Source organism: Streptomyces sp. NBC_01264 (assembly GCF_026340675.1).
Taxonomy (GTDB): Bacteria; Actinomycetota; Actinomycetes; order Streptomycetales; family Streptomycetaceae; genus Streptomyces.
This window is the reverse complement of the sequence record NZ_JAPEOX010000001.1, coordinates 2795118-2819716: the sequence shown is the minus strand read 5'-3', so window position 1 is coordinate 2819716 and position 24599 is coordinate 2795118. Positions and strand designations below refer to the sequence as shown.

Below are 24599 nucleotides of genomic sequence, written 5' to 3'. Positions count from 1 at the left end.
GGTTCTCACGCCCGATCCGCGACGCGCTCACCGAGCAGGCCTTGTGGCCGCACGAGGAGGACGACGATGAGGAGTACGAAGGCCCAGACGTTGGACCAGGCTCCACCGCCGAGCTGCTGCATGCCGGGGATCTCTTCGATGTATGCGATCGAGAGGGCTTCGGCGAGGCCGAGGACCACGCCGCCGACCATGGCGCCGTAGATGTTGCCGATGCCGCCGAGGACGGCTGCGGTGAAGGCCTTCAGTCCGAGGATGAAGCCCATCTCGAAGTTGATCTGGCCCTTGTCGAGACCGTAGGCGACGGCTGCGACGGCGGCGAACGCGGCACCGATGGCGAAGGCCATGACGATGATGCGGTCGGTGTTGATGCCCATCAGCTTGGCGGTGTCGGGGTCCTGCGCGGTGGCCTGCATGGCGCGGCCGCTGCGGCTCTTCGAGACGAAGATGCCGAGGGCGAGCATGCATGCCGGGGCGAGGATGAGGACGAAGAGGTCCGCGCGCTGGATGGAGAGGCTGTCGGTGATCTTGAAGGCCGCGCCCTTGAACTCGGGGAAGCTGACTGCCTTCTTGGCGTCCGGGTAGAACTGCCAGACGAGCTGCTGGAGCGCGATCGAGAGGCCGATTGCGGTGATGAGCGGGGCGAGCCGGGGTGCGCTGCGCAGGGGACGGTACGCGAAGCGTTCGGCTGCGGTGGCCACGGCGACGGAGGCGAGTGCGCCTCCGACGATCATGACGGGTATCGCGATCAGCAGGGAGGTGCCGGTCGGGAGTGCGGTGTAGGCGGTGAGTGCGCCGAAGCCGCCGATCATGAATATCTCGCCGTGGGCGAAGTTGATGAGCTGGACGATGCCGTAGACCATGGTGTACCCGATGGCGATGAGGCCATAGAGAGCACCGAGGGCCAGGCCGTTGGCCAGCTGTTGCGGCAGTTCGTGCACCGCAGGGCCTCCGATGAGCGTGTCGGATAAGACTCCGCGCGAGGGCGCTGTTGCGCCCTCGCGCGGCTGGTTCTGTGCTGAGGGTGGGCCTGGTCGGACGGACCGGGCCCGGTGCTACGGGCTTACTGGTTGAAGGTGGCGCTCTTGACGTCGACCCACTTGCCGCCCTCGACCTTGTAGACCGTGAGCTGCTTGTTGGTGGTGTCGCCGTACTCGTCGAAGGCGACCTTGCCGGTCACGCCTTCGAAGGAGACCTTGCCGAGGGCCTCGACGACGGCGGCGCGGCCACCGTCGGCGGGGAGCTTGCCGTTGTTGGCGGCGACGACGGCCTTGACGGCCTGGACGATGGACCAGCCGGCGTCGTAGGAGTAACCGCCGTAGGCCGCGTAGGGGTCCTTGTAGCCGCCGGCCGCGTAGTCGGCGATGAACTTCTTGGCGGTGTCCAGCTTCTCGACCGGGTAGCCGATGGAGGTGGACAGGTCGCCCTCGTTGGCCTCACCGGAAGCGGTGATGAAGGCGGGGTCCTGGATTCCGTCGCCGCCCATGAGCGGGATGGAGGCGCCGGCCTTCTTGATCTGGTCGGCGAGCAGGCCGCCCTCGGGGTACTGGCCGCCGAAGTAGACGGAGTCGGCGCCGGAGGACTTGACCTTGTCGGCGGTGGAGGAGAAGTCGGTCTCCTTCACGGTGACGTGGTCGGTGCCGATGACCTCGCCGCCGAGCTTCTTGAACTCGTCGGAGAAGATCGTGGCGAGACCGGCGCCGTAGGTCTGCTTGTCGTCGACGACGAAGACCTTCTTCTTGCCGGCGTCCTTGAAGAGGTACTGGGCGGCGAACTTGCCCTGGACCACGTCGGTGGCGGCGGTACGGAAGTAGGTCTTGAAGGGGCGCTTGAACTCGCCCTTGCCCCAGTTGTCGCCCTGGCTGAGCGAGGGGTTGGTGTTGGCGGGCGAGACCTGCGCCAGGTTCGCGGAGGCGAAGACGCCCTGCATCTGCTGGGCGACGCCGGAGTTCAGCGGGCCGACGACACCGATGACCTCCTTGTTGCCGACGAGCTTGGTGGCGTTGGCCTGACCGGAGGCGGGGACCGCCTGGTCGTCGAGGGCCTCGACCTTGAACTCGATGCCCGGGACCTCGTTGTTCTTGTTGGCCGTCTTGGCCGCGAGGTCGACAGAGTTCTTGATGCCCTGGCCGAGCGCGGAGAGCGAGCCGGTGAGCGGGGCGTCCACACCGATGACGACGACGGTCTTGGCTCCGTCGGACTTGTCCGTGGTCTTGCCCTCGTCGCGGGATCCGCAGGCGGTGAGGGTCAGTGCACCCGTGGTGAGGACGGTGGTGAGGACGAGCAAAGAACGGTGTCGCACGTTTCTTCCTTTCCCTGGCGCGGCCGCCTCTGGTGAGGTGCCGAATGTTCGCCGGGCCGCACTGGGAGGTCCACGGCCGTGCTGAGTCGCACCTTTCGGCGCGGTGACTGGCCGTGACTCTAGGCCCGAGGTGGCGAATGCGGGGAGCCGGGAAAGGAGGATGTGACGCTCTTGTTATGCCAAGGCCAAGAATGTGCGGCGGGAGTGCGGACAGATCGGGCGTTTAGCGACCTCGGGGATTGACCACATGCTGAGAAATCCCTGTTCCCCTAAGGGGCTTGAGGGGCTCATGGTCCTGTCATAGATCAAAACGTGCCGAATGTTGCAGCGTGTGGCCGAAACAATCCATCGGGTGGCATTCAGGAGCGTAAAGGCCTGATTCTGCAAGGTATGGTCATGACGCAGGGTAATGGAATGGCGTGATCCATTTTGGCCCGACGATCTTGCGCTGGGCGGCGAAAAGCCTCTCGACCTGCGAAGGGGCCGTACGCCGACAGGTGACCGGAAGGCGGACATGGCACGCCCTATTCCGGTCATCCGGCTCACTGGGGAGGGCGCCAGTTCTCTGAGCTCCAGGTGGCTCCGTTCCGCTCGGCGCAGCGCTGCGCCACGAGCCGGTCGATGAGCTCAAGTCCCTTGTCCTGCCCATGGGTTCGCGCCTCGGCCCGGCCGGCCTCGACGGCTTCCTCGTGGATCGCGTACTGATCGTTGGACAGGCCCTTCTGCTCCCAGTCCAGCCCGGACCACTTGCTGCCCTTGAGGGTCTCCTTCGCCCAGTACGAGACCAGGGCGGTGCAGATCTGGGCAGGTGAGGAGGGGCTGGGCTCGGCGGCGGACGAGGTCGGGGCGGTGTGCGGGGCGGAGTTGGAGCATCCGGGCAGGAGCAGCGCCGCGAGGGCGGCGGCGGCGTACGGGAGGGCGGAGCGCGGCGTGGTCCCCATGGGGGGACGGTAGGCCGTCACCATCGGTGACACAACAGCCCGTGGCGGGGCGTGCGCGGACTGGCGGATTCCGGGCGGGTGGCGGTGGGTCGGGGGTGTCGGGGGCGCCGTGCGCGCGGTGCGTGCCGTGCGTGGTGCCGGCCCGGTGGGGGCGGCCCCGACGCCGTGGGCGCGACACGGGCCCGGCCCCTCGCGGGGACCGGGGCCGGGCGGACGTGGCCGTGCCTCGTCGGGTTCAGGCCCCGGGGGCCGCCTCGACGTCGCGCAGCAGGCAGGTCAGGCGGGCGGTGCAGACCCGGCGGTCCTGCTCGTCGGTGATGACCACCTCGTAGGTGGCGGTGGAGCGGCCCCGGTGCACGGGGGTCGCGACGCCGGTGACCAGGCCGGAGCGGGCGCCGCGGTGGTGGGTGCAGTTCAGGTCGACGCCGACGGCGACCTTGGTGATGCCGCCGTGCATCATCGCGCCGACCGAGCCGATGGTCTCCGCGAGGACGGCGGAGGCTCCGCCGTGGAGGAGTCCGTAGGGCTGGGTGTTGCCCTCGACGGGCATGGTGGCGACGACGCGCTCGGCGGAGGCTTCGAGGATGCGGATGTCCATCCGCTTGCCGAGGTCGCCCGCCGAGAACAGCGCGGGCAGGTCGATGCCCAGGGCCGTGTACTCGTCGAGGACCTCCTGCGGGAACTTCACCGCGTGCTGCTGCTCACCCATGGGCCTACTCCGTTCGTCAACGTTCGTTAACCATCTTGTCCTGGGAGCGTTCTATCAGGACGGCTCGAAGCGCACGACGACGGACTTGCTCGCCGGGGTATTGCTGGTGTCCGCGGTGGAGTCGAGGGGCACGAGCACGTTGGTCTCGGGGTAGTAGGCGGCGGCGCAGCCGCGGGCGGTCGGGTAGTGCACGACGCGGAAGCCGGGGGCGCGGCGTTCCACGCCGTCGCGCCATTCGCCGACGAGGTCGGTGTACGAGCCTTCGGCGAGCCCGAGCTCGGCGGCGTCCTCGGGGTTGACCATGACCACGCGGCGGCCGCCGGTGATCCCGCGGTAGCGGTCGTCGAGGCCGTAGATGGTGGTGTTGTACTGGTCGTGGCTGCGCAGGGTCTGCAGGAGCAGGCGTCCCGGCGGGAGGTGCGGGTACTCCACGGGTGCGGCGGTGAAGTTCGCCTTTCCGGTCTTCGTGGGGAAGCGGCGCTCGTCGCGGGGGGCGTGCGGGAGCTGGAAGCCGCCGGGGCGGGCGATGCGGGTGTTGAAGTCCTCGAAGCCTGGGACGACGCGGGAGATCCGGTCGCGGATGGCCGCGTAGTCCTGCTCGAACTCCTCCCAGGGGGTCCGGGAGGTCTCGCCGAGGACGGCGCGGGCCATGCGGGCCACGATCGCGGGCTCGGAGAGCAGGTGCGGGGAGGCGGGGGCGAGGTTGCCGCGGGAGGAGTGGACCATGCCCATGGAGTCCTCGACGGTCACGAACTGCTTGCCTGCCGCCTGGACGTCCTTGTCGGTGCGGCCGAGGGTGGGCAGGATCAGGGCGCGCCGGCCGGTGACGGCGTGGGAGCGGTTGAGCTTGGTGGAGACGTGCACGGTCAGGGAGGCGCGGCGGATCGCGGCCTCGGTGACCTCGGTGTCGGGGGTGGCGCCGACGAAGTTGCCGCCCATGGCGAAGAGGACCTTGGCCTCGCCGTCGCGCAGGGCCTGGATGGAGCGGACCACGTCGAAGCCGTGCTCGCGGGGCGAGGTGATCTGGAATTCGCGGTCGAGGGCGTCGAGGAAGGCCGGCGCGGGGCGCTCGAAGATCCCCATGGTGCGGTCGCCCTGGACGTTGGAGTGGCCGCGGACGGGGCAGACGCCGGCGCCGGGGCGTCCGATGTTGCCGCGCAGCAGGAGCAGGTTGACGACCTCGCGGATGGTGGCGACGGAGTGCTTGTGCTGGGTGAGGCCCATGGCCCAGCAGACGATGGTGCGCTTCGAGGCCAGGATCATGGCCAGGGCGCGCTCGATGTCGGGGCGGGTCAGGCCGGTGGCGGTGAGGGTGGCGTCCCAGTCGGTGTCCTCGGCGGTGGCCGCGAACTCCTCGTAGCCGTGGGTGTGCTCGCGGATGAACTCCTCGTCGGTGGCGCCGCCCGCCTCGATGACGAGCTTGTTGAGCAGGCGGAAGAGGGCCTGGTCGCCGCCGATGCGGATCTGGAGGAACAGGTCGTTCAGGGCGACGCCCTTGAACATGCCGAGGGGGGTCTGCGGGTTCTTGAACCGCTCCAGGCCGGCCTCGGGCAGCGGATTCACCGAGATGATCTTCGCGCCGGCGGACTTGGCCTTCTCCAGGGCGGAGAGCATGCGCGGGTGGTTGGTGCCGGGGTTCTGCCCCGCGACGATGATCAGGTCGGCCTGGTGGAGGTCTTCGAGAGAGACGCTGCCCTTGCCGATGCCGATCGTCTCGTTCAGTGCGGAGCCCGAGGACTCGTGGCACATGTTGGAGCAGTCGGGGAGGTTGTTGGTGCCGAACTCGCGGACGAACAGCTGGAAGAGGAAGGCCGCTTCGTTGCTGGTGCGGCCCGAGGTGTAGAAGAGGGCCTCGTCGGGGGAGTCGAGGGCGCGCAGTTCCTCCGCGATCACCGCGAAGGCCCGCTCCCAGGTGACCGGCTCGTAGCGGTCGCCGCCGGCCTCCATGAGCATCGGCTGGGTGATCCGGCCCTGCTGGCCCAGCCAGTAGCCGGACCGGGTCTCCAGGTCGGCCAGGGGGTGCTCGGCGAAGAACGCGGGGGTGACCCGGCGCAGGGTGGCTTCCTCCGCGACGGCCTTGGCGCCGTTCTCGCAGAACTCGGCGGTGTGCCGCTTGTCGCCCTCGGGCCAGGCGCAGCCGGGACAGTCGAAGCCGTTCTTCTGGTTGACCTTGAGGAGGGTGCGGGCGGTACGGGCGAGGCCCATCTGCTCCTGCGCGATCCTCAGGGTGTGCCCGATCGCGGGCAGGCCGGCGGCCGCGTGCTTGGGGGGCGTCACCTGCGGTGCGTCCTGTACGGGATCACCTGTGGGCGGCTTGGTGGCCATGTCGCTCCCCTTTGAGCAGTCTGCTGCGTACACATCCGATCCTGTCACGCTCCGTCGGCGGCGCCGACTCCGGATTCACCCGGGCCTTCCTGCCCCGCCGCGCAGCCCGTCCGGATTTGTCAGTGGCGGCGCCTAGGATCGGGGGCGTGGCAGATTCAGCATCGAAGAAGACCGACCAGCCGACCGCAGCGGACCGCCCCCGCCTGATGCTCATGGACGGGCACTCCCTGGCGTACAGGGCGTTCTTCGCGCTGCCCGCGGAGAACTTCACCACCGAGACGGGGCAGCCGACCAACGCCATCTACGGGTTCGCGTCGATGCTGGCGAACACGCTGCGCGACGAGGCGCCCACGCACTTCGCGGTGGCGTTCGACGTGTCCCGCAAGACGTGGCGCTCGGCGGAGTTCCCCGAGTACAAGGCGAACCGCTCCAAGACCCCCGACGAGTTCAAGGGGCAGGTGGAGCTGATCGGCGAGCTCCTCGACGCGATGAGCGTGCCGCGCTTCGCGGTCGACGGCTTCGAGGCCGACGACGTGATCGCGACGCTCGCCACGCAGGCCGAGGCCCTCGGCTTCGACGTGCTGATCGTCACCGGTGACCGGGACTCCTTCCAGCTCGTCTCCGAGCACACCACCGTGCTCTACCCGACCAAGGGCGTCTCCGAGCTGACCCGCTTCACCCCCGAGAAGGTCGAGGAGAAGTACGGGCTCACCCCCCAGCAGTACCCGGACTTCGCGGCGCTGCGCGGCGACCCGTCCGACAACCTCCCCGGCATCCCGGGCGTCGGCGAGAAGACCGCCGCCAAGTGGATCACCCAGTTCGGGTCGTTCGCGGAGCTCGTCGAGCGCGCCGAGGAGGTCAAGGGCAAGGCCGGGCAGAACTTCCGCGACCACCTGGACGCCGTGAAGCTCAACCGGGTCCTGACCGAGATGGTCAAGGACGTCGCCCTGCCCAAGACCCCCGCCGACCTGGCCCGCGCCCCCTACGACCGGACGGCCGTCACCGGAGTCCTGGACGTACTGGAGATCCGCAACGCCTCCCTGCGCGAGCGGCTGCTCGCCGTCGACCCGGGCGCCGCCGAGCAGGAGGCCCCGGCCCCGGCGGCCGCCGCGGTGGAGCTGGACGGCTCGGTCCTCGGCGCCGGCGAGCTCGCGCCGTGGCTGGAGAGCCACGCGGGCGCCCCGCTCGGCATCTCCACCGTCGACACCTGGGCGCTGGGCACCGGCAACGTCTCCGAGATCGCGCTGGCCTCGGCCGGGGGAGCGGCCGCCTGGTTCGAGCCGTCCGCGCTGGACGAGGCCGATGAGCGCGCCTTCGCCGCCTGGGCCGCCGACGCCGCCAAGCCGAAGGCCGTGCACAACGCCAAGGCCCTGATGCGGGTCTTCCCCGAGCACGGCTGGACCCTGGCCGGGGTCGCCATGGACACCGCGCTCGCGGCCTACCTGGTCAAGCCCGGCCGCCGCTCCTTCGCGCTGGACGTGCTCTCCCAGGAGTACCTGCACCGGGAGCTGGCGCCCGCCGCCGCCGACGGGCAGCTCGCCTTCGGCGCCGACGACACCGCCGAGGCCGAGGCCCTGATGGCGCAGGCCCGTGCCGTCCTGGACCTCGGCGACGCCTTCGCGGTCAAGCTCCCCGAGGTGGGCGCCGCCGAGCTGCTCCACGACATGGAGCTGCCCACCTCCGAGCTGCTGGCCCGCCTGGAGCGGGCGGGCATCGCCGTCGACCAGAGCCACCTCGAGGCGATGGAGCAGCAGTTCGCCGCGGCCGTGCAGCAGGCGGTGAAGGAGGCGCACGCGGCGGTGGGCCACGAGTTCAACCTCGGCTCGCCCAAGCAGCTCCAGGAGGTGTTCTTCGGCGAGCTGGACCTGCCGAAGACGAAGAAGACCAAGACCGGCTACACCACGGACGCCGACGCGCTCGCCTGGCTGGCCACCCAGACCGACCACGAACTGCCCGTGCTCATGCTCCGCCACCGGGAGCAGGCCAAGCTGCGCGTCACCGTCGAGGGCCTGGTCAAGATGATCGCCGCCGACGGCCGGGTGCACACCAGCTTCAGCCAGACCGTCGCCGCGACCGGCCGGCTGTCCTCCACCGACCCCAACCTGCAGAACGTGCCGGTGCGCACCGACGAGGGCCGGGCCATCCGCCGCGGCTTCGTCGTCGGCGAGGGCTACGAATCCCTCATGACCGCCGACTACAGCCAGATCGAGCTGCGCGTCATGGCCCACCTCTCGGAGGACGAGGGCCTGCTCGAGGCCTTCCAGTCGGGCGAGGACCTGCACACCACCGTCGCCTCCCAGGTGTTCGGCGTCGAGCGCTCCGAGGTCGACGCCGAGATGCGGCGCAAGATCAAGGCCATGTCCTACGGTCTGGCGTACGGGCTCTCCGCGTTCGGCCTCGCCCAGCAGCTGAACATCGAGCCCGGCGAGGCCCGCGGCCTGATGGAGACCTTCTTCGAGCGCTTCGGCGGGGTCCGGGACTACCTGGGCCGCGTCGTCGAGGAGGCCCGCGCCACCGGCTACACGGCCACCGTCTTCGGCCGCCGCCGCTACCTCCCGGACCTCAACAGCGACAACCGCCAGCGCCGCGAGGCCGCCGAGCGGATGGCGCTGAACGCCCCGATCCAGGGCACCGCCGCCGACATCGTCAAGGTCGCGATGCTGCGCGTGGACAAGGCGATCACCGGGGCGGGGCTGAAGTCGCGGATGCTGCTCCAGGTCCACGACGAAATCGTGCTGGAGATCGCGCCCGGGGAGCGCAAGCAGGTGGAGGAGCTGGTGCGCCGCGAGATGGCCGCCGCCGTCGACCTGCGGGCCCCGCTGGACGTGTCCGTGGGCGTCGGCCCCGACTGGGAGTCCGCCGCGCACTGATCACCCCGGATCCGTGGTCCGTGGTCCGGACGGCGCCCGTCCCCGCCTACGCGGTGGGGACGGGCGCTTTTGTGTTCTCGTCCTCGTCCGACGCCCTCGGCCCGGCGTCCGCGTCGGCGGCCGGGCGGTCACGGAGTCCACGGTGGCGCAGCCGCACGAGGGCCCCGTACAGCAGCAGCCCCACGGCGAGACCGCCGCCGGCGCCGAAGCAGATGGTCGGGATGATGTCGAGCGGGGTGCGGATCCGGTCGAAGAAGGTGAAGAAGCGCAGCACGCGCAGGGTGACCCCGACCGCCACGCAGACGAGGACCAGCGCGAGCGCTCCCCACACCTCGGCCCGGCCGAGCACCGGGACGGACGCGGGGGCCGGCGAGTCCGCCAGCCGGCGCAGCGCGGTCGCCGTGAACCAGACCAGGAAGCAGGCCGAGAGCGCCGAAGTCCCGTACTGCAGGTACGAGTAGAGGGGCAGACCGAAGGCGAGCGGCTCGCCCAGCTCCGGCAGGGTGCGCGTCCCGAAGCGGTCGACGTGCGTGAAGGCGTCCCACACCACGTGGGTGAGGGAGCCGATGACCGCCGAGAGGTAGAACCAGAGGGCCAGCGCGGGCAGTCGGCGTCCTCGCCACTCCTCGCCCCGGACGAAGGAGTGCACCCTGCCCTGCCGGCCGCGGGGCAGCAGCGCGATCAGCGGCTCGCGCAGCAGCAGCCAGCACGCCGCGAGGACGGCGGTCAGGACAGCGTCGGCGGTCAGGACGCCGGGCAGCGAGTGCGTGAAGGTGCCGTACGGCCTGAGACCCGAGACGACCGTGTCGGCGAAGTAGAAGCTGTCCGGAGCGAACGACCCGAGAATCAGGGCCGAACCGACGAGGGGGCCGCGCGCACGACCGGAGCGGCGGACGGCCGGAAGCACGGCGGCCGCATGGCTGAGGGTGAACGGCATGGGAGCTGTCTCCGGGGGTCGACTCGTTGATGCGACCAGTATGGGTGGCCTGCGGAACTCATGAGGAAATCGTGAATTCCGGCTCGCGATGCGTGCCCTATCCAGCGAGTTGACGTAGGGTCACGCGGACGTCGAGGGGGAGGGGGGTCCGGCTCATGACGGATCGGACACGGATACCAGGACGCGGGTCCGCGGTGTGGGGGATATCGACCCGGTTCGGCCGGGTGGCGCGCAAGGGCGGGGCCGCCGTGGTCGTCTCCGCCTTCGTGGCCGCCGCGCTGACCGCCTCTCAGGGGCCGGTCGCGGCCGTCACCGAGGTGTCGACGGTCGCGGAGCCCGCACCGGTACCCGACGGCTCCGCGGGGGACGGCTCCTACTTCACCGCCCTGCCACCCCTGGTGAGCCCCGAGCCGCCGGCCGTGCTGCTGCCCGAGGGCGGGGCGGCTCCGACCCCGGCGCCGACCGTGGTGCCGGCCGCCGTGGATCCGGGTCCGGGCAGCGGGTCCGCCGCTGCGGGCGGGGCCGAGGGCGCACAGGGCATACCGGCGAGCGTGCTCGCCGCGTACCGGGGCGCGGAGCGGGTGGTCGGCGGGAGCGACCCCGGATGCGGGCTGCGCTGGCAGCTCCTCGCGGCGATCGGCAAGGTCGAATCCGGGCAGGCGCGCGGCGGCCAGGTCGACACCACGGGCAGGACGCTGCGGCCGATCCTGGGGCCGGTGCTCGACGGCAACGGCTTCGCGAACATCTCGGACACCGACGGCGGGGCCTACGACGGGGATTCGCGCTACGACCGCGCGATCGGGCCGATGCAGTTCATCCCGTCCACCTGGGCCTCGTGGGGCCAGGACGCCAACGGCGACGGCCGCCGCGACCCCCACAACGTGCACGATGCCGCGCTCGCGGCGGGGCGTTACCTCTGCGCCGGTACGCGTGACCTGCGGGTGGACGCGGATCTGGACCGGGCCGTGCTGTCGTACAACCAGTCCTCCGCGTACCTGCGGACGGTGCGGTCGTGGTTCACGTACTACCTGAAGGGCGTACGGGAAGTCCCGGACGGGCGGGGCGGCGGCAGCGGTGGTGGCGCCGGTACCGGTACCGGTACCGGTACCGGGGGCAATCAGGGGGCCACGCCCCCGAAGCCGAGCCCGAGCCCTACGCCGAAGCCGACGCCTTCGCCGAAGCCGACCCCGAGTCCCACGCCTTCGCCGAAGCCGACGCCCACGCCCACCCCGAGCCCGACGCCCACCCCGAGCCCGACGCCGACGCCGACGCCGACGCCGACGCCGACTCCGAGTCCGACGCCCACCCCGAGTCCGACGCCCACGCCGAGCCCGAGCCCGACGCCGACTCCCACGCCAACTCCGAGCCCGACGCCTTCACCCAAGCCCACGCCGACTCCGGCCCCGAGCCCCACGCCGAGTCCGAAGCCCACCCCGGCTCCGTCGCCGAAGCCCACCCCGAAGCCCACCGCGTCGGTCTCCCCGTCGCCGAAGCCCTCGCCTTCCGCGTCCGCCGGCACTCCGGCGCCCACGAAGACCCCCTGACACCCACCGCGGCCCGCTCCCTGACCAGGGGGCGGGCCGCGGCATGTCCCCGTACACCGCTCCGGTGCCCGGGTCGCCGCGAGGTCCCCGCGCTAGCAGTGGCGCAAACGGTTCTCATCTGTCATCCGCATTGCTACGGTGCCACCGCCCTGACACCCCATCAGATTCCGGAGGCCCCGGCATGCGCGCAATCGTCGCCGCCGCCAGCGGTCTCGTCCTCGCGGTGCTCCTCGTCTTCGCCATCACGGCGACCGGGGCGCCGGAAGGCAAGACCTCACCGAAGCCCCTGCTCACCACCGCGCCCGCCGCGCCCGGAAAGTAGAGGAGGGCCCGGCCATGCGACGCAGAGCAAGCCTCGTCCTGCTAGCCGTAGCCGTGTTCTGTGCAGCCCTCGCGCCGCTGCTGCGCTGGTACGCGTACCCCAGGCTCGCGAAGATCCCGCCGAACCAGTACCAGGAGATGGTGCTGGAGGCGAAGGACGCGACCCTCGTCGACTACTCCACCCTGCAGCCGAAGAAGGTCGACAAGGTCACCATCGTCCAGACCCTCAAGGGCAACGTCGAGGCGTCGAAGGAGATCGAGGCCAGCGCCGGCAAGGACGTCGTAGTCTGGGACACCTTGACCCACATCATGGATCCGGACGGGAAGATGGTCTCCCAGATCCCCGAGCGCTACATCTTCGACGCCCACAGCCAAGACCCGGTGCACGCCACCGGCGAGGCCGTGGACGGGGACGCGGTCAAGCGCGAGGGCATCGAGTTCAAGTGGCCGTTCTTCACCGAGCCGCGCGACTACCTCTACTTCGACGCGCAGACCCGCAGCTCCTCACCGATCCACTACGTGGGTCCGCGCAAGTTCAAGGGCCTGGACGTCTACTACTTCGAGCAGACCGTGCCGTGGACGAAGGTCGGGCTGCCGAAGAAGATGCCGATCGAAGGCATCAACCCGGCGACGTTCGAGCAGGACACCGGGACCAGCCTCTGGTACACGACCAAGGCGATGTTCTGGGTCGACCCGGTGACCGGGGCGCCCGTCAACGCCGAGCAGGAGATCCGGCAGGAGATGCGCGGCGGGAGCATCGCGGGCAGCGCGCCCGACGGGAAGCTCACCGTCTTCGCCGGGCACGTGAAGATCCGCGAGGACTACAGCGACTACACCGTCGACCTGGTCAAGTCGAACCGGGTCATGGTCCTCGCGCTGCACACGTATGCCCCGATCGGGCTGGCGGCCGGCGGGCTCGCGCTCCTCGGGTTCGCCCTGCTGCTGGAGGCGCGCGGCCGGCGCCCCGAGCGGGAGGGGCCGCTCAGCGCTTGAGCCGGGCGTTGGTGTGCCGGGTGGGCTCGGCGGTCGCCGGGTCCTCGGGCCACGGGTGCTTGGGGTAGCGGCCGCGGAGCTCGGCGCGGACGGCGCGGTAGCCGCCCTGCCAGAAGGACGCCAGATCGGCGGTGACCGCGGCGGGCCGGCCGGCGGGCGACAGGAGATGGACGAGTACGGGAACCCCCGCGACCCGGGGGGTCTCGGCCAGCCCGAACAGTTCCTGGAGCTTGACCGCCAGCACGGGCTGACCGTGCTCGGCGGCGTAGTCGACGCGGATCCGGGAGCCGCTCGGCACCTCGATCCGCTCCGGGGCCAGCTCGTCGAGCCGGGCGGCCTCACCCGTGGCCCAGGGCAGCAGCCGGTTCAGCGCCTGCCCCGCGTCGATCCGCGCGAGGTCGCCGCGGCGGCGGGCCCGCGACAGCTCCGGCTCCAGCCAGTCGTCGGCACGCTCCAGCAGGTCCCCGTCGTCCGCCACGTCGGGCCAGGGCGGGCCGAGCGTGCGGTGCAGGAATCCGAGCCGGGCCCGCAGCGCCTGCGAGTCCGGGCTCCAGCGCAGCAGGCCGAGCCCCTCGGTCCGGAGCCCGTCGAGCAGCGCGGCCCGGACGAGGGCGCGGTCGGGGTTGCGCAGGGGGCGCTCGGCGAGCTCGATGGCGCCGAGTCGTTCCACGGAGCGCGCGACGAGGTCGCCGTCCTCCCAGTGGACCTCCTCACCGGAGCGGAACAGGTGGCCTGCGGCGGCGCGGGCGGTCTCCTCGTCGATGAGGGCTCCGAGCCGGACGCGGGCGGACGCGGAGTGAGGGGGCCTGTCGGCGACTGCGACGGCCAGCCAGGGCGCGCTGCGCAGCCCTGACCCTTCGCCGAGTTCGGCCCCGGTCCCGGAGGCCATGAGGAAGGCTCCCTGGCCCTTGGCCCTGGCGACCCGCTCGGGGAAGGCCAGCGCGGCCACGAGCCCGGCGGCGGCGTCGTCGGGTGCAGCGCCGCTGCCGGGGCTCCGCCCCGGACCCCGCTCCTCAAACGCCGGAGGGGCTGGATTTCGGCTGATGCCGCCCGAAGGGGTCCGGGGCGCGGCCCCGCCCCGCGGCGGAGCCGCGTCGTCCGGCACAGCGGGAAGGGGCGGGGTGGGGGATGGCCCCGCAGGGTCCCCTCCGGCCGCGGCGCGCTCCAGGCGGCGGGCCTCCGCGCGCCAGCGCGATGCGTACGGGTCGCCGCCCGCACGGGCCCGGCGCCAGGACGCGGCCAGGTCGTCCCCGTACTCCCGGGGCGGCTCCTCGCTCAGCAGGGCCACCAGTTCCGCCGCCCGCCGGGGGCCCAGGGCAGCGGAGCCGTCGAGGAGGGCCCGGGCGAGGCGCGGGTGCAGGCCCAGCCGGGCCATCCGCAGCCCCCGCGGGGTCGGCCGGCCCGCCGGGGACACCGCTCCCACCGCGAGCAGCACCTCGCGTGCCGCGGCCATGGCCCCGGCCGGCGGTGGATCCAGCAGGGCCAGGCCGGTCGCGTCCGGGTCGCCCCAGCAGGCGGCCTGGAGGGCGAACTGCGCGAGGTCCGCGATCCGGATCTCGGGGGAGGGGTACGCGGACAGCCGCCCGTCCTCCGCCTCGGCCCAGCAGCGGTACACCGTGCCCGGGGCCTCGCGCCCGGCGCGGCCCGCGCGCTGGCGGCCGGCCGCGCGGGACGCCCGTACGGTGGCCAGCGCTCCCAGGCCCCGGGCGTGGTCGACCCGGGGTTCGCGGGCCAGCCCCGAGTCCACGACGATCCGTACGCCGGGCACGGTGAGGCTGGACTCCGCGACGGCGGTGGACAGGATGACCCGGCGGTGCGGCGCGGGGGAGAGCGCCGCGTCCTGGACGGAGGCCGGAGCGCGGCCGTGTATCTGGAGGAGCTCCGCGTCGAGGCCGCCGAGCTGCCCGGCGACCCGGGCGATCTCACCGACGCCGGGCAGGAAGCACAGTAGGTCGCCGGAACGTTCCGCCAGCGCCCGCCGCACCACCGAGGCCACGTGCGTCAGCTGCGCCGGATCCACCCGCATCCCGTGCGGCGGCCGCACCGGGCGGGCCGGCGGGGCCCACACGGTCTCCACCGGGTAGGAGACCCCGGCTGCCTCCACGACGGGGGCGTCCCCCAGGAGGCGGGCCCAGCCCGCGGCGTCGGTGGTCGCCGAGGCAGCGAGGAGCCGCAGCTCCGGGCGCAGGGTTTCCCGTACGTCCAGGAGGAAGGCGGCGACCGCGTCGGCGTCCAGGTGCCGCTCGTGGCACTCGTCCAGGATCACCAGGTCGGTCCCGGAGAGTTCCTGGTCCCGCTGGAGCCGCTGGAGCAGCACCCCGGTGGTGACCACCTCGACCACGGTGGACGGCCCGACCACCCGCTCCCCGCGCACGGTGAAGCCGACGGAGGCGCCGACCTGCTCGCCGAGCAGCCAGGCCATCCGCCGGGCCGCCGCGCGGGCGGCGATCCGGCGGGGTTCGGCGACCACGACCCGGCGGCGCGGGCCGTTCCCCACCAGCCCCGCGAGCACCAGGGGCACCAGCGTGGTCTTGCCGGTGCCCGGTGGGGCGCAGAGCACGGCGGCGCCGTGGGCGTCGAGCGCCGAGACGAGCGCGGGCAGGGCTTCCCGTACGGGAAGGGCGTCGAGGTCGGCCGTGCGGATCGCGCGCTGTCCCGTCACCGGCTCAGTCCCGCTCGCAGACGAAGATCGCCGTACCGGGGATGAGGTTGCCGCGCAGCGGGGACCAGCCGCCCCACTCCTGGCTGTTCCACGCGGGCCATTCCGGCTCGACCAGGTCGACGAGGCGGAAACCGCCCGCGACCACGTCGCGTACCCGGTCGCCGATCGTGCGGTGGTGCTCCACATATACGGCGCGGCCCTGCTCGTCCTGCTCGACGTACGGGGTGCGGTCGAAGTAGGAGGCCGCGACGGACAGCCCCTCGGGGCCCGGCTCGTCGGGGAAGGCCCAGCGGACGGGATGGGTGACGGAGAAGACCCAGCGGCCGCCGGGGCGCAGGACGCGGCGCACCTCGCGCATGACGTTGACGGGGTCGGCGACGAAGGGGACGGCCCCGTAGGCGGAGCAGGCGAGGTCGAAGGAGCCGTCGCGGAAGGGCAGGCGCCCGGCGTCGGCCTCGACCAGCGGAACGTCCTCGCCGATGCGCAGGGCGTGCTGGAGCTGGCGGTGGGAGAGGTCCAGGGCGACGGGGCGGGCGCCCTGGGCGGCCAGCCAGCGCGAGCACTGGGCGGCGCCGGCGCCGATCTCCAGGACGTCCTTGCCCTTGAGGGAGGCGGCGGGCCCGAGCAGGGCGGCCTCCGCCTCGTCCAGGCCCTCGGGGCCCCAGACGAAGCGGTCGTCGCCCAGGAACGCTCCGTGCTCGCTCTGGTAGTCGTCGGCGTTGCGGTCCCACCAGCCACGGCTGGCCCGGCTGCTCTCCGCTTCCCCGGCGTCACGCCGTGTGGCCTCGGAATCGTCCTCGGCGGCCGATCCGGCTTCGTACGCCTCTTCGGGGGCGCAGTCCTCTTGGCTCATGGTGCCCGTCGTCGTAGTCTGCGAATGTCTGGGGAAAGCGGGCCGGAAGGGCCATCGGCGCCTGCCTGCCTGCTAATTGTGCCGGTTGTGCGGTGATCTGCCCGGGGTGTGCGCCTTCGCGCATTGACCCTGTCCGGCTGCCCCCGTATGCTACAAGTTGCGCTGCGAGCCTGTGCTCCTCAGACCTAGCAGGCTGCGCTTGTATCTGTTGATGACCCCTCGGTTTTCGAGGCCCCCGCCCCGCACTTCGCGGAACTGGGGCTTCCTTGGCTGTCCGGCTTCTTCGGCAGATGCCGATAAGGGCTCCCGGCGTAGCAGTACCTACGACTTTCTGTCCGTAACCGGAGCCCTTACCCACATGACGAGCAGCACCGAGACCACCGCCACCACCCCGCAGGTTGCGGTCAACGACATCGGTGACGAGGCAGCGTTCCTCGCCGCGATCGACGAGACGATCAAGTACTTCAACGACGGCGACATCGTCGACGGCGTCATCGTGAAGGTCGACCGTGACGAGGTTCTCCTCGACATCGGTTACAAGACCGAGGGCGTCATTCCGAGCCGCGAACTCTCGATCAAGCACGATGTCGACCCGAACGAGGTCGTCAAGGTCGGCGACGAGATCGAGGCCCTGGTTCTCCAGAAGGAGGACAAGGAAGGCCGTCTGATCCTGTCCAAGAAGCGTGCGCAGTACGAGCGCGCCTGGGGCACGATCGAGAAGATCAAGGAAGAAGACGGCATCGTCACCGGTACCGTCATCGAGGTCGTCAAGGGTGGACTCATCCTCGACATCGGCCTCCGCGGCTTCCTGCCGGCCTCCCTCGTCGAGATGCGTCGCGTCCGCGACCTCCAGCCCTACGTGGGCAAGGAGCTCGAGGCGAAGATCATCGAGCTGGACAAGAACCGCAATAACGTGGTCCTGTCCCGCCGCGCCTGGCTCGAGCAGACCCAGTCCGAGGTTCGCCAGACGTTCCTCACCACCCTGCAGAAGGGTCAGGTCCGCTCCGGCGTCGTTTCCTCGATCGTCAACTTCGGTGCCTTCGTGGACCTGGGTGGCGTCGACGGTCTCGTCCACGTCTCCGAGCTGTCCTGGAAGCACATCGACCACCCGTCCGAGGTTGTCGAGGTCGGCCAGGAAGTCACCGTCGAGGTCCTCGACGTCGACATGGACCGCGAGCGTGTCTCCCTGTCGCTGAAGGCGACGCAGGAAGACCCGTGGCAGCAGTTCGCCCGGACGCACCAGATCGGTCAGGTCGTCCCGGGTAAGGTCACCAAGCTGGTTCCGTTCGGTGCGTTCGTCCGCGTGGACGAGGGCATCGAGGGTCTGGTCCACATCTCCGAGCTGGCCGAGCGCCACGTGGAGATCCCGGAGCAGGTCGTCCAGGTCAACGACGAGATCTTCGTCAAGGTCATCGACATCGACCTCGAGCGTCGCCGGATCTCGCTGTCCCTGAAGCAGGCCAACGAGTCCTTCGGTGCCGACCCGGCGTCGGTCGAGTTCGACCCGACCCTGTACGGCATGGCCGCGTCTTACGACGACCAGGGGAACTACATCTACCCCGAGGGCTTCGACCCCGAGACCAACGACTGGCTCGAGGGCTTCGACAAGCAGCGCGAAGCCTGGGAGGGCCAGTACGCCGAGGCGCAGCAGCGCTTCGAGCAGCACCAGGCCCAGGTCATCAAGAGCCGCGAGGCCGACGAGGCCGCCGCTGCCGAGGGTGCGGCCGCTCCGGCCGCGGGCAGCAGCAGCAGCGCCGGTGCGGGCATCTCGGGTGGTTCGTACTCCTCCGAGGGTGCTGACGAGACCTCTGGCGCCCTGGCGTCCGACGAGGCCCTCGCCGCGCTCCGCGAGAAGCTGGCCGGCGGCCAGAGCTGATCGCAGCAGCACGGTGTGAGCCGAGCTGATCTTCACCGGTAAGGCCCGTCCCCTCAGGGGGGCGGGCCTTACCGCGTTGTGGGGCGGAGCCGCATGTTCTGTGAACGCCGCGCCAACTGGGGAATGGTCACGGCTCCTTGGACGTTCTTGCCAGAGAACGCGGCGGAGGAGGAGTGGTGGCAGTGCTTGATCCACAGGGTTTGTACGAATGGGACGCCAAGGGCCTGGCGGTGGCCGACCTGGCGCTCGCCCAGGACTCGGCCGGGCTGGTCATGCTCTACCACTTCGAGGGGTACATAGACGCGGGCGAGACCGGCGAGCAGATCGTCGAGCGGCTGCTCGGCACGCTGCCCCACCAGGTCGTGGCCCGGTTCGACGCGGACCGCCTGGTGGACTACCGGGCACGCCGTCCGCTCCTGACCTTCCAGCGCGACCACTGGACGGAGTTCGAGGAGCCCCTGCTGGAAGTGCGCCTCGTCCAGGACGCCACGGGCGCGCCCTTCCTGCTGCTCTCCGGCCCCGAGCCGGACGTGGAGTGGGAGCGCTTCTCCGTCGCCGTCCGGCAGATCGTCGAGCGCCTGGGCGTGCGGCTCTCCGTCAACTTCCACGGCATCCCCATGGGCGTCCCGCACACCCGGCCCGTCGGCATCACCCCGCACGGCAACCGGACCGACCTGATGCCCGGACACCGCAGCCCCTTCGACGAGGCCCAGGTCCCCGGCAGCGCCGAGTCGCTGGTCGAGTTCCGCCTCGGTCAGGCCGGGCACGACGTCCTGGGCGTCGCCGCCCACGTACCGCACTACGTGGCGCGCTCCCCGTACCCCGATGCCGCGCTGACCGCCCTCGAGGCGATCACCGCCGCCACGGGCCTGGTCCTGCCGTCGGTCGCGCACGCGCTGCGCACCGAGGCGCACCGCACGCAGACGGAGATCGACCGGCAGATCCGGGAGGGCGACGAGGAGCTGGTCAGTCTCGTGCAGGGGCTGGAGCACCAGTACGACGCGGCGGCCGGCGCCGAGACGCGGGGCAACATGATCGCGGAGCCCGCGGAGATCCCGTCGGCGGACGAGATCGGCCTCGAATTCGAGCGGTTCCTGGCGGAGCGCGAGGGCGAGGGCTGAGGCTCCCTCCGTGCTCGGGGGGCTGTACGGATCCCAGGGCGCGGGGGTTAGTCTGCCGGGCATGCTGAAAGTTGGTCTGACAGGCGGAATCGGCGCCGGCAAGAGCGAGGTCTCGCGGCTGCTGGCGGGGTACGGGGCGGTCGTCGTGGACGCCGACCGGATCGCGCGGGAGGTCGTGGAGGCGGGTACGTCCGGGCTCGCGGCGGTGGTGGCCGCCTTCGGGGAGTCCGTACTGACTCCCGAGGGCGCGCTGGACCGGCCGAAACTGGGGTCGATCGTGTTCGCGGACCCCGAGAAGCTGCGCACCCTCAACGGGATCGTGCACCCGCTGGTCGGGGCCCGGTCCGCCGAGCTGGAAGCCGCTGCGGGGCCCGAGGCGATCGTGGTGCACGACGTACCGCTGCTCGCGGAGAACGGGCTCGCGCCGCTGTACGACCTGGTCGTCGTCGTGGACGCGGCGCCCGCCACGCAGCTGTCCCGGCTCACGGGGCTGCGGGGCATGGAGGAGTCGGAGGCCCGGGCCCGGATGGCCGCGCAGGCCACGCGGGAACAGCGGCTGGCCGTGGCCACGCTCGTGATCGACAACGACGGGCCACTGGAGGCGCTGGAGCCCCAGGTACGCAAGGTGTGGGAAGAGCTCACGGCGCGGGCGGCGGGCGTCGGCGGGGCATGAGGGAGCCGCGCGGGGCGTGAGGGGTGCCGCGGCGGGGCACGACGGGTGGCGCGCGCGGGGGGTGCCGTGGGGCGCTGATCGGCCGCTTCGGGTCCCGCGCGGGCGTCTCCGGTAGCGGCATCCGCACATCGACCGCACGATGCGAGACACGGACCCGTGCCGCCGCTCTGCCGTGTGCCCCGGGTGCGTCCTACCGGAGAAAGGCGCCGTGCATGCCCGTCGACCCGTCCCTCGCCGCCCTGCTCGACCAGGTCAACGCCGGACCCGCCCCCCGGATCATCGACACCGATCCCGAGGTGCTGCGCGCGGGGAACCGCAAGATGGGCGCCGTCCTGGCACTGCCGGAGCCGATCGAGGTCGGCTCGGTCCAGGACACCGCCGTCCCCGGGCCTGCCGGGCGGATCCCCCTCCGCGTCTACCGGCCCGAACGCGCAGGGCCCGTTCCCACGGTGGTCTTCTTCCACGGCGGCGGCTGGCTCTCCGGCGACCTCGACACCCATGACGACGTCACCCGGCGGATGTGCCGCGACGTGAACGCCGTGGTCGTGGCCGTCGACTACCGCCTGGCCCCCGAGCACCCCTTCCCCGCCGCCTACGACGACTGCCTCGCCGCCGCCCACCACGTGGCCGACCGCATCGACGAATACGGCGGCCGCCGCGACCGCCTCGCCGTCGCCGGTGACAGCGCCGGAGGCAATCTGGCCGCCGCCGTCGCCCTGACCTTCCGCGACGAAGGCCGGCCGCTCGCCGCGCAACTGCTGGTCTACCCCGCCACCGACTTCGTCGGCGACCACCCCTCACGTACCGAGAACGCCACCGGATACGGTCTGGGAACCCAGGACGTCCTGGATTTCCAGCATCTCTACGCGGGAGACGACCCCGCCGTCCGCGGCTCCTTCCAGGTCTCCCCGCTGCGCGCCGGGAACTTCACCGGCCTCGCCCCCGCGGTCATCGGCACCGCCCAGTACGACCCGCTGCGCGACGAGGGCAAGGCCTACGCCGCAGCCCTCACCGACGCCGGTGTGGACGTCTTCGCCCGTACCTACGACGGGCTGGTCCACGCCTTCCTCAACCTCTTCCCCGTCTCCCCGGCCGCCGACGCCGCCGTCACCGAGCTGTACGCCCGACTCGAGGAGCGACTCGGCTGACGGAACAGGCTGACGGAATAGTGGGCGGTGCGAGGGGCGTTGAAGGCGCCTGTAGAGGGAAGGAACAGACCGTGTCCGACACCACGCCGCAGCTCCCGCCGCCCCCTCGGTCCTCGTCGCCCGAGACGCACGTCATCGACTACCGGGCCGCCGAGCAGCTCCTCGCCGCGCGCGACCCGCGCGGTGCGGTGAAGCTGCTCGACTCGGTCATAGCCGCGCACCCGGAGAACACGGCGGCCCGGCTGCTCCGTGCCCGGGCCTTCTTCGCCGCCGCCCAATTGCGGCCGGCGGAGCTGGAGTTCGAGATCGTGCTGGAGCGGGAGCCGGACAACGCGTTCGCCCACTTCGCACTGGCCCGGACCCACGAGCGCGCGGGCCGGCCGGAGCAGGCCCGCAAGCACTTCCGCCTCGCGGCTGCCCTCGACCCCCAGCCGGACTACCTGGCGGCGGCCCGCTTCGAGAAGTAGCCGGATGACCGGGGCGGGCAGCCGGGGGCCGGACGTCTAGTGGCCAGGGGGCTCGTACGGCGGGACGTCGCGGCCCGGCTGGTAGTGCGGGCCCTGGTGGATGCGGCGGAGCACCACGGCCAGGTCCACGGCCGCGAGGACGGTGACGGCGGCGCAGGCCGCCGCCCATCCGGGCCGGGCGGCGAGCGCGAACGCCGCCGCCCCGGCGCCGGACCAGATCATCCCCCACAGACTCAGCCAGAACCGCAGCCGCAGCGCACTGCGGGCGGTCACCGGTTCGTTTCCGGTGCGCATGGCCATCGCCGCCTCCACGCCGTTGCCCACCCTCCCCGGCTTCTCCGTCACTTCCATGGTCCCACCGGGGGCGTGACGCGTCAGGGGTTGAGCTTGTTCACCGCCTTGACGGTCGTCTTCTTGAAGGCCGGGACGGGGGCGTGGCTCAGGTTGCCCATCTGCCCCCACTGCACGACCGTCACGGTGGAGCCGTCGCGCCCGATGCCGTACAGGTGCACGCCGGGCTCGGACTCCGGGATGGAGGTGTGCACCCCGTAGACGTGCGCGCCCTCCTCGACGCTGACCTTCCCGTAGTCCTGCCAGGAGGCCGTACCGCCCGGGGTCTCGCGCAGCCAGTCGGCGGCGCAGGCCGCCACCTTGCGCTCCAGGGCCGCCGCCAGCTTGACGGCCGCGGCGCTGGAGGACGTACGCACGGACAGCTGCACCGCGCCCGTGTCGAACTCGGTGCTGAAGTTGCGGTGCCAGCTTCCGGTGGCGGGGAGCACGCCGTCCAGGCAGAGCGGAGCGAACTCGGGCAGCCCCTTGGTGACCTTCCCGGCGTACCAGGCGGAGCCGGGGTGAGGGGGCAGGTCGGTGCCGGACAGGAACCCGGGCGCGGTGACGGCGGCCGAGGAGGTGGTGGAGGCGGTGAGGACGAGGGCGGTGGCGGCGGCCGCGGTGGCCGCGAGGACGGCGGTGGCCCGGGCGGTGCGTCGGAACATGGTCGGTTCTCCCCGTGAGGTCGTGAGGTCGTGAGTTCGTGAGGCTCGTGTTGGTGCGGTGGTGCTTCTGATGAAGGCTGTACCCCGGCCCGGGCCCGGGCCTACGGTTCGGGACGAACTCGGGACAATGGAACGGCCGTACGCACCCTCAGCTGCGGGAACATCCTTGACATGGAACGGAACTCCGGGACGGGGAGATCGGCCGAGGCGCAGGCGTTCGCGCGGTCGATGAGGGAACTGAAGGAGCGCAGCGGTCGGAGCTTCGGGGCTCTGGCACGCGTCCTCCACACGAGCACGTCGACCCTGCACAGGTACTGCAGCGGTGAGGCGCTGCCCGCGGAGTTCGTGGTGGTCGACCGCTTCGCGCGGGCCTGCGAGGCGACGCCGGCGGATCTGCTGGAACTGCACCGGGCCTGGCTGCTGGCGGATGCGCGGCGGCGGGCGGTCACGGTGGTGGTGGTGGAGGCGGAGCCCGCGGGCGAGGGGGAGCGGGCGGAGGCGGATCCGCCTCCTGAGGCGGCAGTGCCGGGGACGGCGGCGGTGCCGGTACCGGTGGCGCGTAGGCCCAGACGCCGCAGCCTGTTGCTGGCCGGGGTGGCTGCGGCCGCGGTCGTGGCCCTCGCCGTGGGCGTCGGATGGCTTCCGCCCGCGGGTGCGGACCGCCGGGCACCGCAGGCGGGACCGACGGGGGCCGTTTCGGGTACGGATGCGGGTCCGGCGGGGGCCACGGGGAGCGGGACGGCCACGGCGCCGCCGGCGTCGGAGGCCGCGCCCACGGAGCCGGGAGCGACCGGGCCGCCACCACCGTCGGGGACCGGCCCGGCGGCGGGTGCGTCGACCGGCGCGACGGGAGCGTCGACCGGACCGCCCTCGGCGACGGGCGGCCCCTCGCCCGCGGTCCCACCCCTGCGGGCGGCCGTACGGTCGCACGTGTGGGCGGCGGGCTGTGACCATGCCTACCTCGCCGAGACCGCACCCGCGGCGGTGCCCCCGCCACCGGTGGAGGCGGACGCCCCGGCGTGGGCGGCGGGCCGCAGGGCCGTCCACGCGGGGACGCAGATCGTGGAGGTGACCCTGCTGGGGACGGGGCCGGACCCGGTGGTCCTGGAGGACCTGGAGGTACGGGTGGCCGGGCGACGGGCCCCGCTGCCGTGGAACGTCTACCAGATGTCGCAGGGCTGCGGGGGAGGGCTCACCCCGGCCGGATTCACGGTCAACCTGGACGCGCCCCGCCCACTGGCCCGGCCGGTGGCCGGGAACGACGAGGGGGAGAAGATCGAGGCGCCCGCCTTCCCGCTCCGGGTCTCGGCCGCGGAACCGGCCGTCCTGCGGGTGGTGGCGAGCAGCACCGGCTGCGACTGCGACTGGTACCTGGACCTTCGCTGGAGCGGACCCAAGGGGTCCGGCACCCTGCGGCTCGACGAGGGCGGGCGGCCGTGGCGGGTCTCCGCGGTCTCCTCGGACCGTCCGGTCTACGGCTATGCCCACGAGCGGGGCCGCTGGAGCCGCTGAACGGCTCCGCCGGGCCACCGGACTCCGACCGCCGGTGGCGGGGCGGGGCTGCCGCCACCGCCGTCCCGGTGCGGGTGGTTCGGCCCTGCGGGGCGAGGTCCCCTACCCGCCCTTCGCCCGTTCCCCGGGCTCCGCCCGGACCCGTTGCCGGGGGCCAGCCCCCCCTACCCCGCTCCTCAAACGCCGGAGGGGCTGGATACACCCAGCCCCTCCGGCGTTTGAGGAGCGGGGTAGGGGGCGGAGCCCCAGGGGATCCGGGCAGCGCCCGGGGAACGGTGGAAGTGTGGGTAGGGGACTCCGCCCCGCAGGGCCGGCCACCCGCACCCGACCACCGCGCCGCCGGGCCACCGCCC

At 72.1% G+C, this 24599-nt stretch carries 20 protein-coding genes; 10 read left to right on the top strand and 10 right to left on the bottom strand.

The window, feature by feature from the left end:
* Nucleotides 1-5: 5 nt before the first annotated feature.
* The 5 genes from OG435_RS12875 to OG435_RS12855 all read right to left on the bottom strand — a co-directional run bounded on the left by OG435_RS12875 (nucleotide 6) and on the right by OG435_RS12855 (nucleotide 6274).
* A complete protein-coding gene (locus OG435_RS12875; protein ID WP_266876956.1) occupies nucleotides 6-938 on the bottom strand; it encodes a branched-chain amino acid ABC transporter permease in 933 nt (310 codons plus the stop codon).
* Nucleotides 939-1060: 122 nt separating this feature from the next.
* A complete protein-coding gene (locus OG435_RS12870) occupies nucleotides 1061-2299 on the bottom strand; it encodes a branched-chain amino acid ABC transporter substrate-binding protein (RefSeq protein ID WP_266876955.1) in 1239 nt (412 codons plus the stop codon).
* 542 nt (nucleotides 2300-2841) lie between these two features.
* Nucleotides 2842-3240, bottom strand: a complete 399-nt coding sequence (locus OG435_RS12865; protein ID WP_266876954.1) for a hypothetical protein — start codon at nucleotides 3238-3240, stop codon at nucleotides 2842-2844.
* A 235-nt stretch (nucleotides 3241-3475) separates the two neighbouring features.
* Nucleotides 3476-3949 carry a PaaI family thioesterase gene (locus OG435_RS12860; protein WP_266876953.1) on the bottom strand — a complete coding sequence of 158 codons (474 nt, stop codon included), beginning with the start codon at nucleotides 3947-3949 and terminating at the stop codon, nucleotides 3476-3478.
* A 54-nt stretch (nucleotides 3950-4003) separates the two neighbouring features.
* The gene (locus OG435_RS12855) at nucleotides 4004-6274 is read right to left on the bottom strand and encodes an FdhF/YdeP family oxidoreductase (protein WP_266876952.1); all 2271 of its coding nucleotides are present in this window, start codon (nucleotides 6272-6274) and stop codon (nucleotides 4004-4006) included.
* 146 nt (nucleotides 6275-6420) lie between these two features.
* On the opposite strand from OG435_RS12855, the gene polA reads away from it, so the two are divergent.
* Nucleotides 6421-9144, top strand: a complete 2724-nt coding sequence (gene polA, locus OG435_RS12850; protein WP_266876951.1) for a DNA polymerase I — start codon at nucleotides 6421-6423, stop codon at nucleotides 9142-9144.
* 46 nt (nucleotides 9145-9190) lie between these two features.
* On the opposite strand, the gene OG435_RS12845 is transcribed toward polA, so the two are convergent.
* On the bottom strand, nucleotides 9191-10081 hold the full coding sequence (locus OG435_RS12845; RefSeq protein WP_266876950.1) for a DUF4184 family protein: 891 nt from the start codon (nucleotides 10079-10081) through the stop codon (nucleotides 9191-9193).
* 194 nt (nucleotides 10082-10275) lie between these two features.
* Between OG435_RS12845 and OG435_RS12840 the strand changes: the two genes are divergently transcribed.
* The 3 genes from OG435_RS12840 (at nucleotide 10276) to OG435_RS12830 (ending at nucleotide 12939) form a co-directional block, all read left to right on the top strand.
* Nucleotides 10276-11625 carry a lytic transglycosylase domain-containing protein gene (locus tag OG435_RS12840; protein WP_430625623.1) on the top strand — a complete coding sequence of 450 codons (1350 nt, stop codon included), beginning with the start codon at nucleotides 10276-10278 and terminating at the stop codon, nucleotides 11623-11625.
* Nucleotides 11626-11806: 181 nt separating this feature from the next.
* A complete protein-coding gene (locus tag OG435_RS12835; protein WP_254383742.1) occupies nucleotides 11807-11947 on the top strand; it encodes an SPW_0924 family protein in 141 nt (46 codons plus the stop codon).
* A gap of 14 nt (nucleotides 11948-11961) precedes the next feature.
* Nucleotides 11962-12939 carry a DUF3068 domain-containing protein gene (locus OG435_RS12830; RefSeq protein WP_266876949.1) on the top strand — a complete coding sequence of 326 codons (978 nt, stop codon included), beginning with the start codon at nucleotides 11962-11964 and terminating at the stop codon, nucleotides 12937-12939.
* Here OG435_RS12830 and OG435_RS12825 read toward each other — a convergent pair.
* A complete protein-coding gene (locus OG435_RS12825; protein ID WP_266876948.1) occupies nucleotides 12929-15601 on the bottom strand; it encodes an ATP-dependent RNA helicase in 2673 nt (890 codons plus the stop codon). The two genes, OG435_RS12830 and OG435_RS12825, sit on opposite strands and share 11 nt — an antisense overlap.
* A 4-nt stretch (nucleotides 15602-15605) precedes the next feature.
* The gene (locus OG435_RS12820) at nucleotides 15606-16454 is read right to left on the bottom strand and encodes a class I SAM-dependent methyltransferase (RefSeq protein ID WP_266876947.1); all 849 of its coding nucleotides are present in this window, start codon (nucleotides 16452-16454) and stop codon (nucleotides 15606-15608) included.
* A gap of 358 nt (nucleotides 16455-16812) precedes the next feature.
* On the opposite strand from OG435_RS12820, the gene rpsA reads away from it, so the two are divergent.
* The 5 genes from rpsA to OG435_RS12795 all read left to right on the top strand — a co-directional run bounded on the left by rpsA (nucleotide 16813) and on the right by OG435_RS12795 (nucleotide 21739).
* A complete protein-coding gene (gene rpsA, locus OG435_RS12815; protein WP_266876946.1) occupies nucleotides 16813-18330 on the top strand; it encodes a 30S ribosomal protein S1 in 1518 nt (505 codons plus the stop codon).
* A 182-nt stretch (nucleotides 18331-18512) separates the two neighbouring features.
* Complete coding sequence (locus tag OG435_RS12810; RefSeq protein ID WP_266876945.1) at nucleotides 18513-19451, top strand: PAC2 family protein; 939 nt, start codon at nucleotides 18513-18515, stop codon at nucleotides 19449-19451.
* 61 nt (nucleotides 19452-19512) lie between these two features.
* Nucleotides 19513-20124, top strand: a complete 612-nt coding sequence (gene coaE / locus OG435_RS12805) for a dephospho-CoA kinase (protein WP_266876944.1) — start codon at nucleotides 19513-19515, stop codon at nucleotides 20122-20124.
* A 212-nt stretch (nucleotides 20125-20336) separates the two neighbouring features.
* Complete coding sequence (locus OG435_RS12800; RefSeq protein ID WP_266876943.1) at nucleotides 20337-21272, top strand: alpha/beta hydrolase; 936 nt, start codon at nucleotides 20337-20339, stop codon at nucleotides 21270-21272.
* A 71-nt stretch (nucleotides 21273-21343) separates the two neighbouring features.
* Nucleotides 21344-21739, top strand: a complete 396-nt coding sequence (locus OG435_RS12795; protein ID WP_266876942.1) for a tetratricopeptide repeat protein — start codon at nucleotides 21344-21346, stop codon at nucleotides 21737-21739.
* A gap of 36 nt (nucleotides 21740-21775) precedes the next feature.
* On the opposite strand, the gene OG435_RS12790 is transcribed toward OG435_RS12795, so the two are convergent.
* Both OG435_RS12790 and OG435_RS12785 read right to left on the bottom strand, forming a co-directional pair.
* Nucleotides 21776-22033, bottom strand: a complete 258-nt coding sequence (locus OG435_RS12790; protein ID WP_266881686.1) for a DUF6343 family protein — start codon at nucleotides 22031-22033, stop codon at nucleotides 21776-21778.
* Between the two features lie 80 nt (nucleotides 22034-22113).
* A complete protein-coding gene (locus OG435_RS12785; RefSeq protein WP_266876941.1) occupies nucleotides 22114-22734 on the bottom strand; it encodes a hypothetical protein in 621 nt (206 codons plus the stop codon).
* Between the two features lie 171 nt (nucleotides 22735-22905).
* On the opposite strand from OG435_RS12785, the gene OG435_RS12780 reads away from it, so the two are divergent.
* Nucleotides 22906-24246: a helix-turn-helix domain-containing protein gene (locus OG435_RS12780; protein ID WP_266876940.1), complete on the top strand. Its 1341-nt coding sequence runs from the start codon at nucleotides 22906-22908 to the stop codon at nucleotides 24244-24246.
* The last annotated feature ends 353 nt before the right edge of the window (nucleotides 24247-24599 follow it).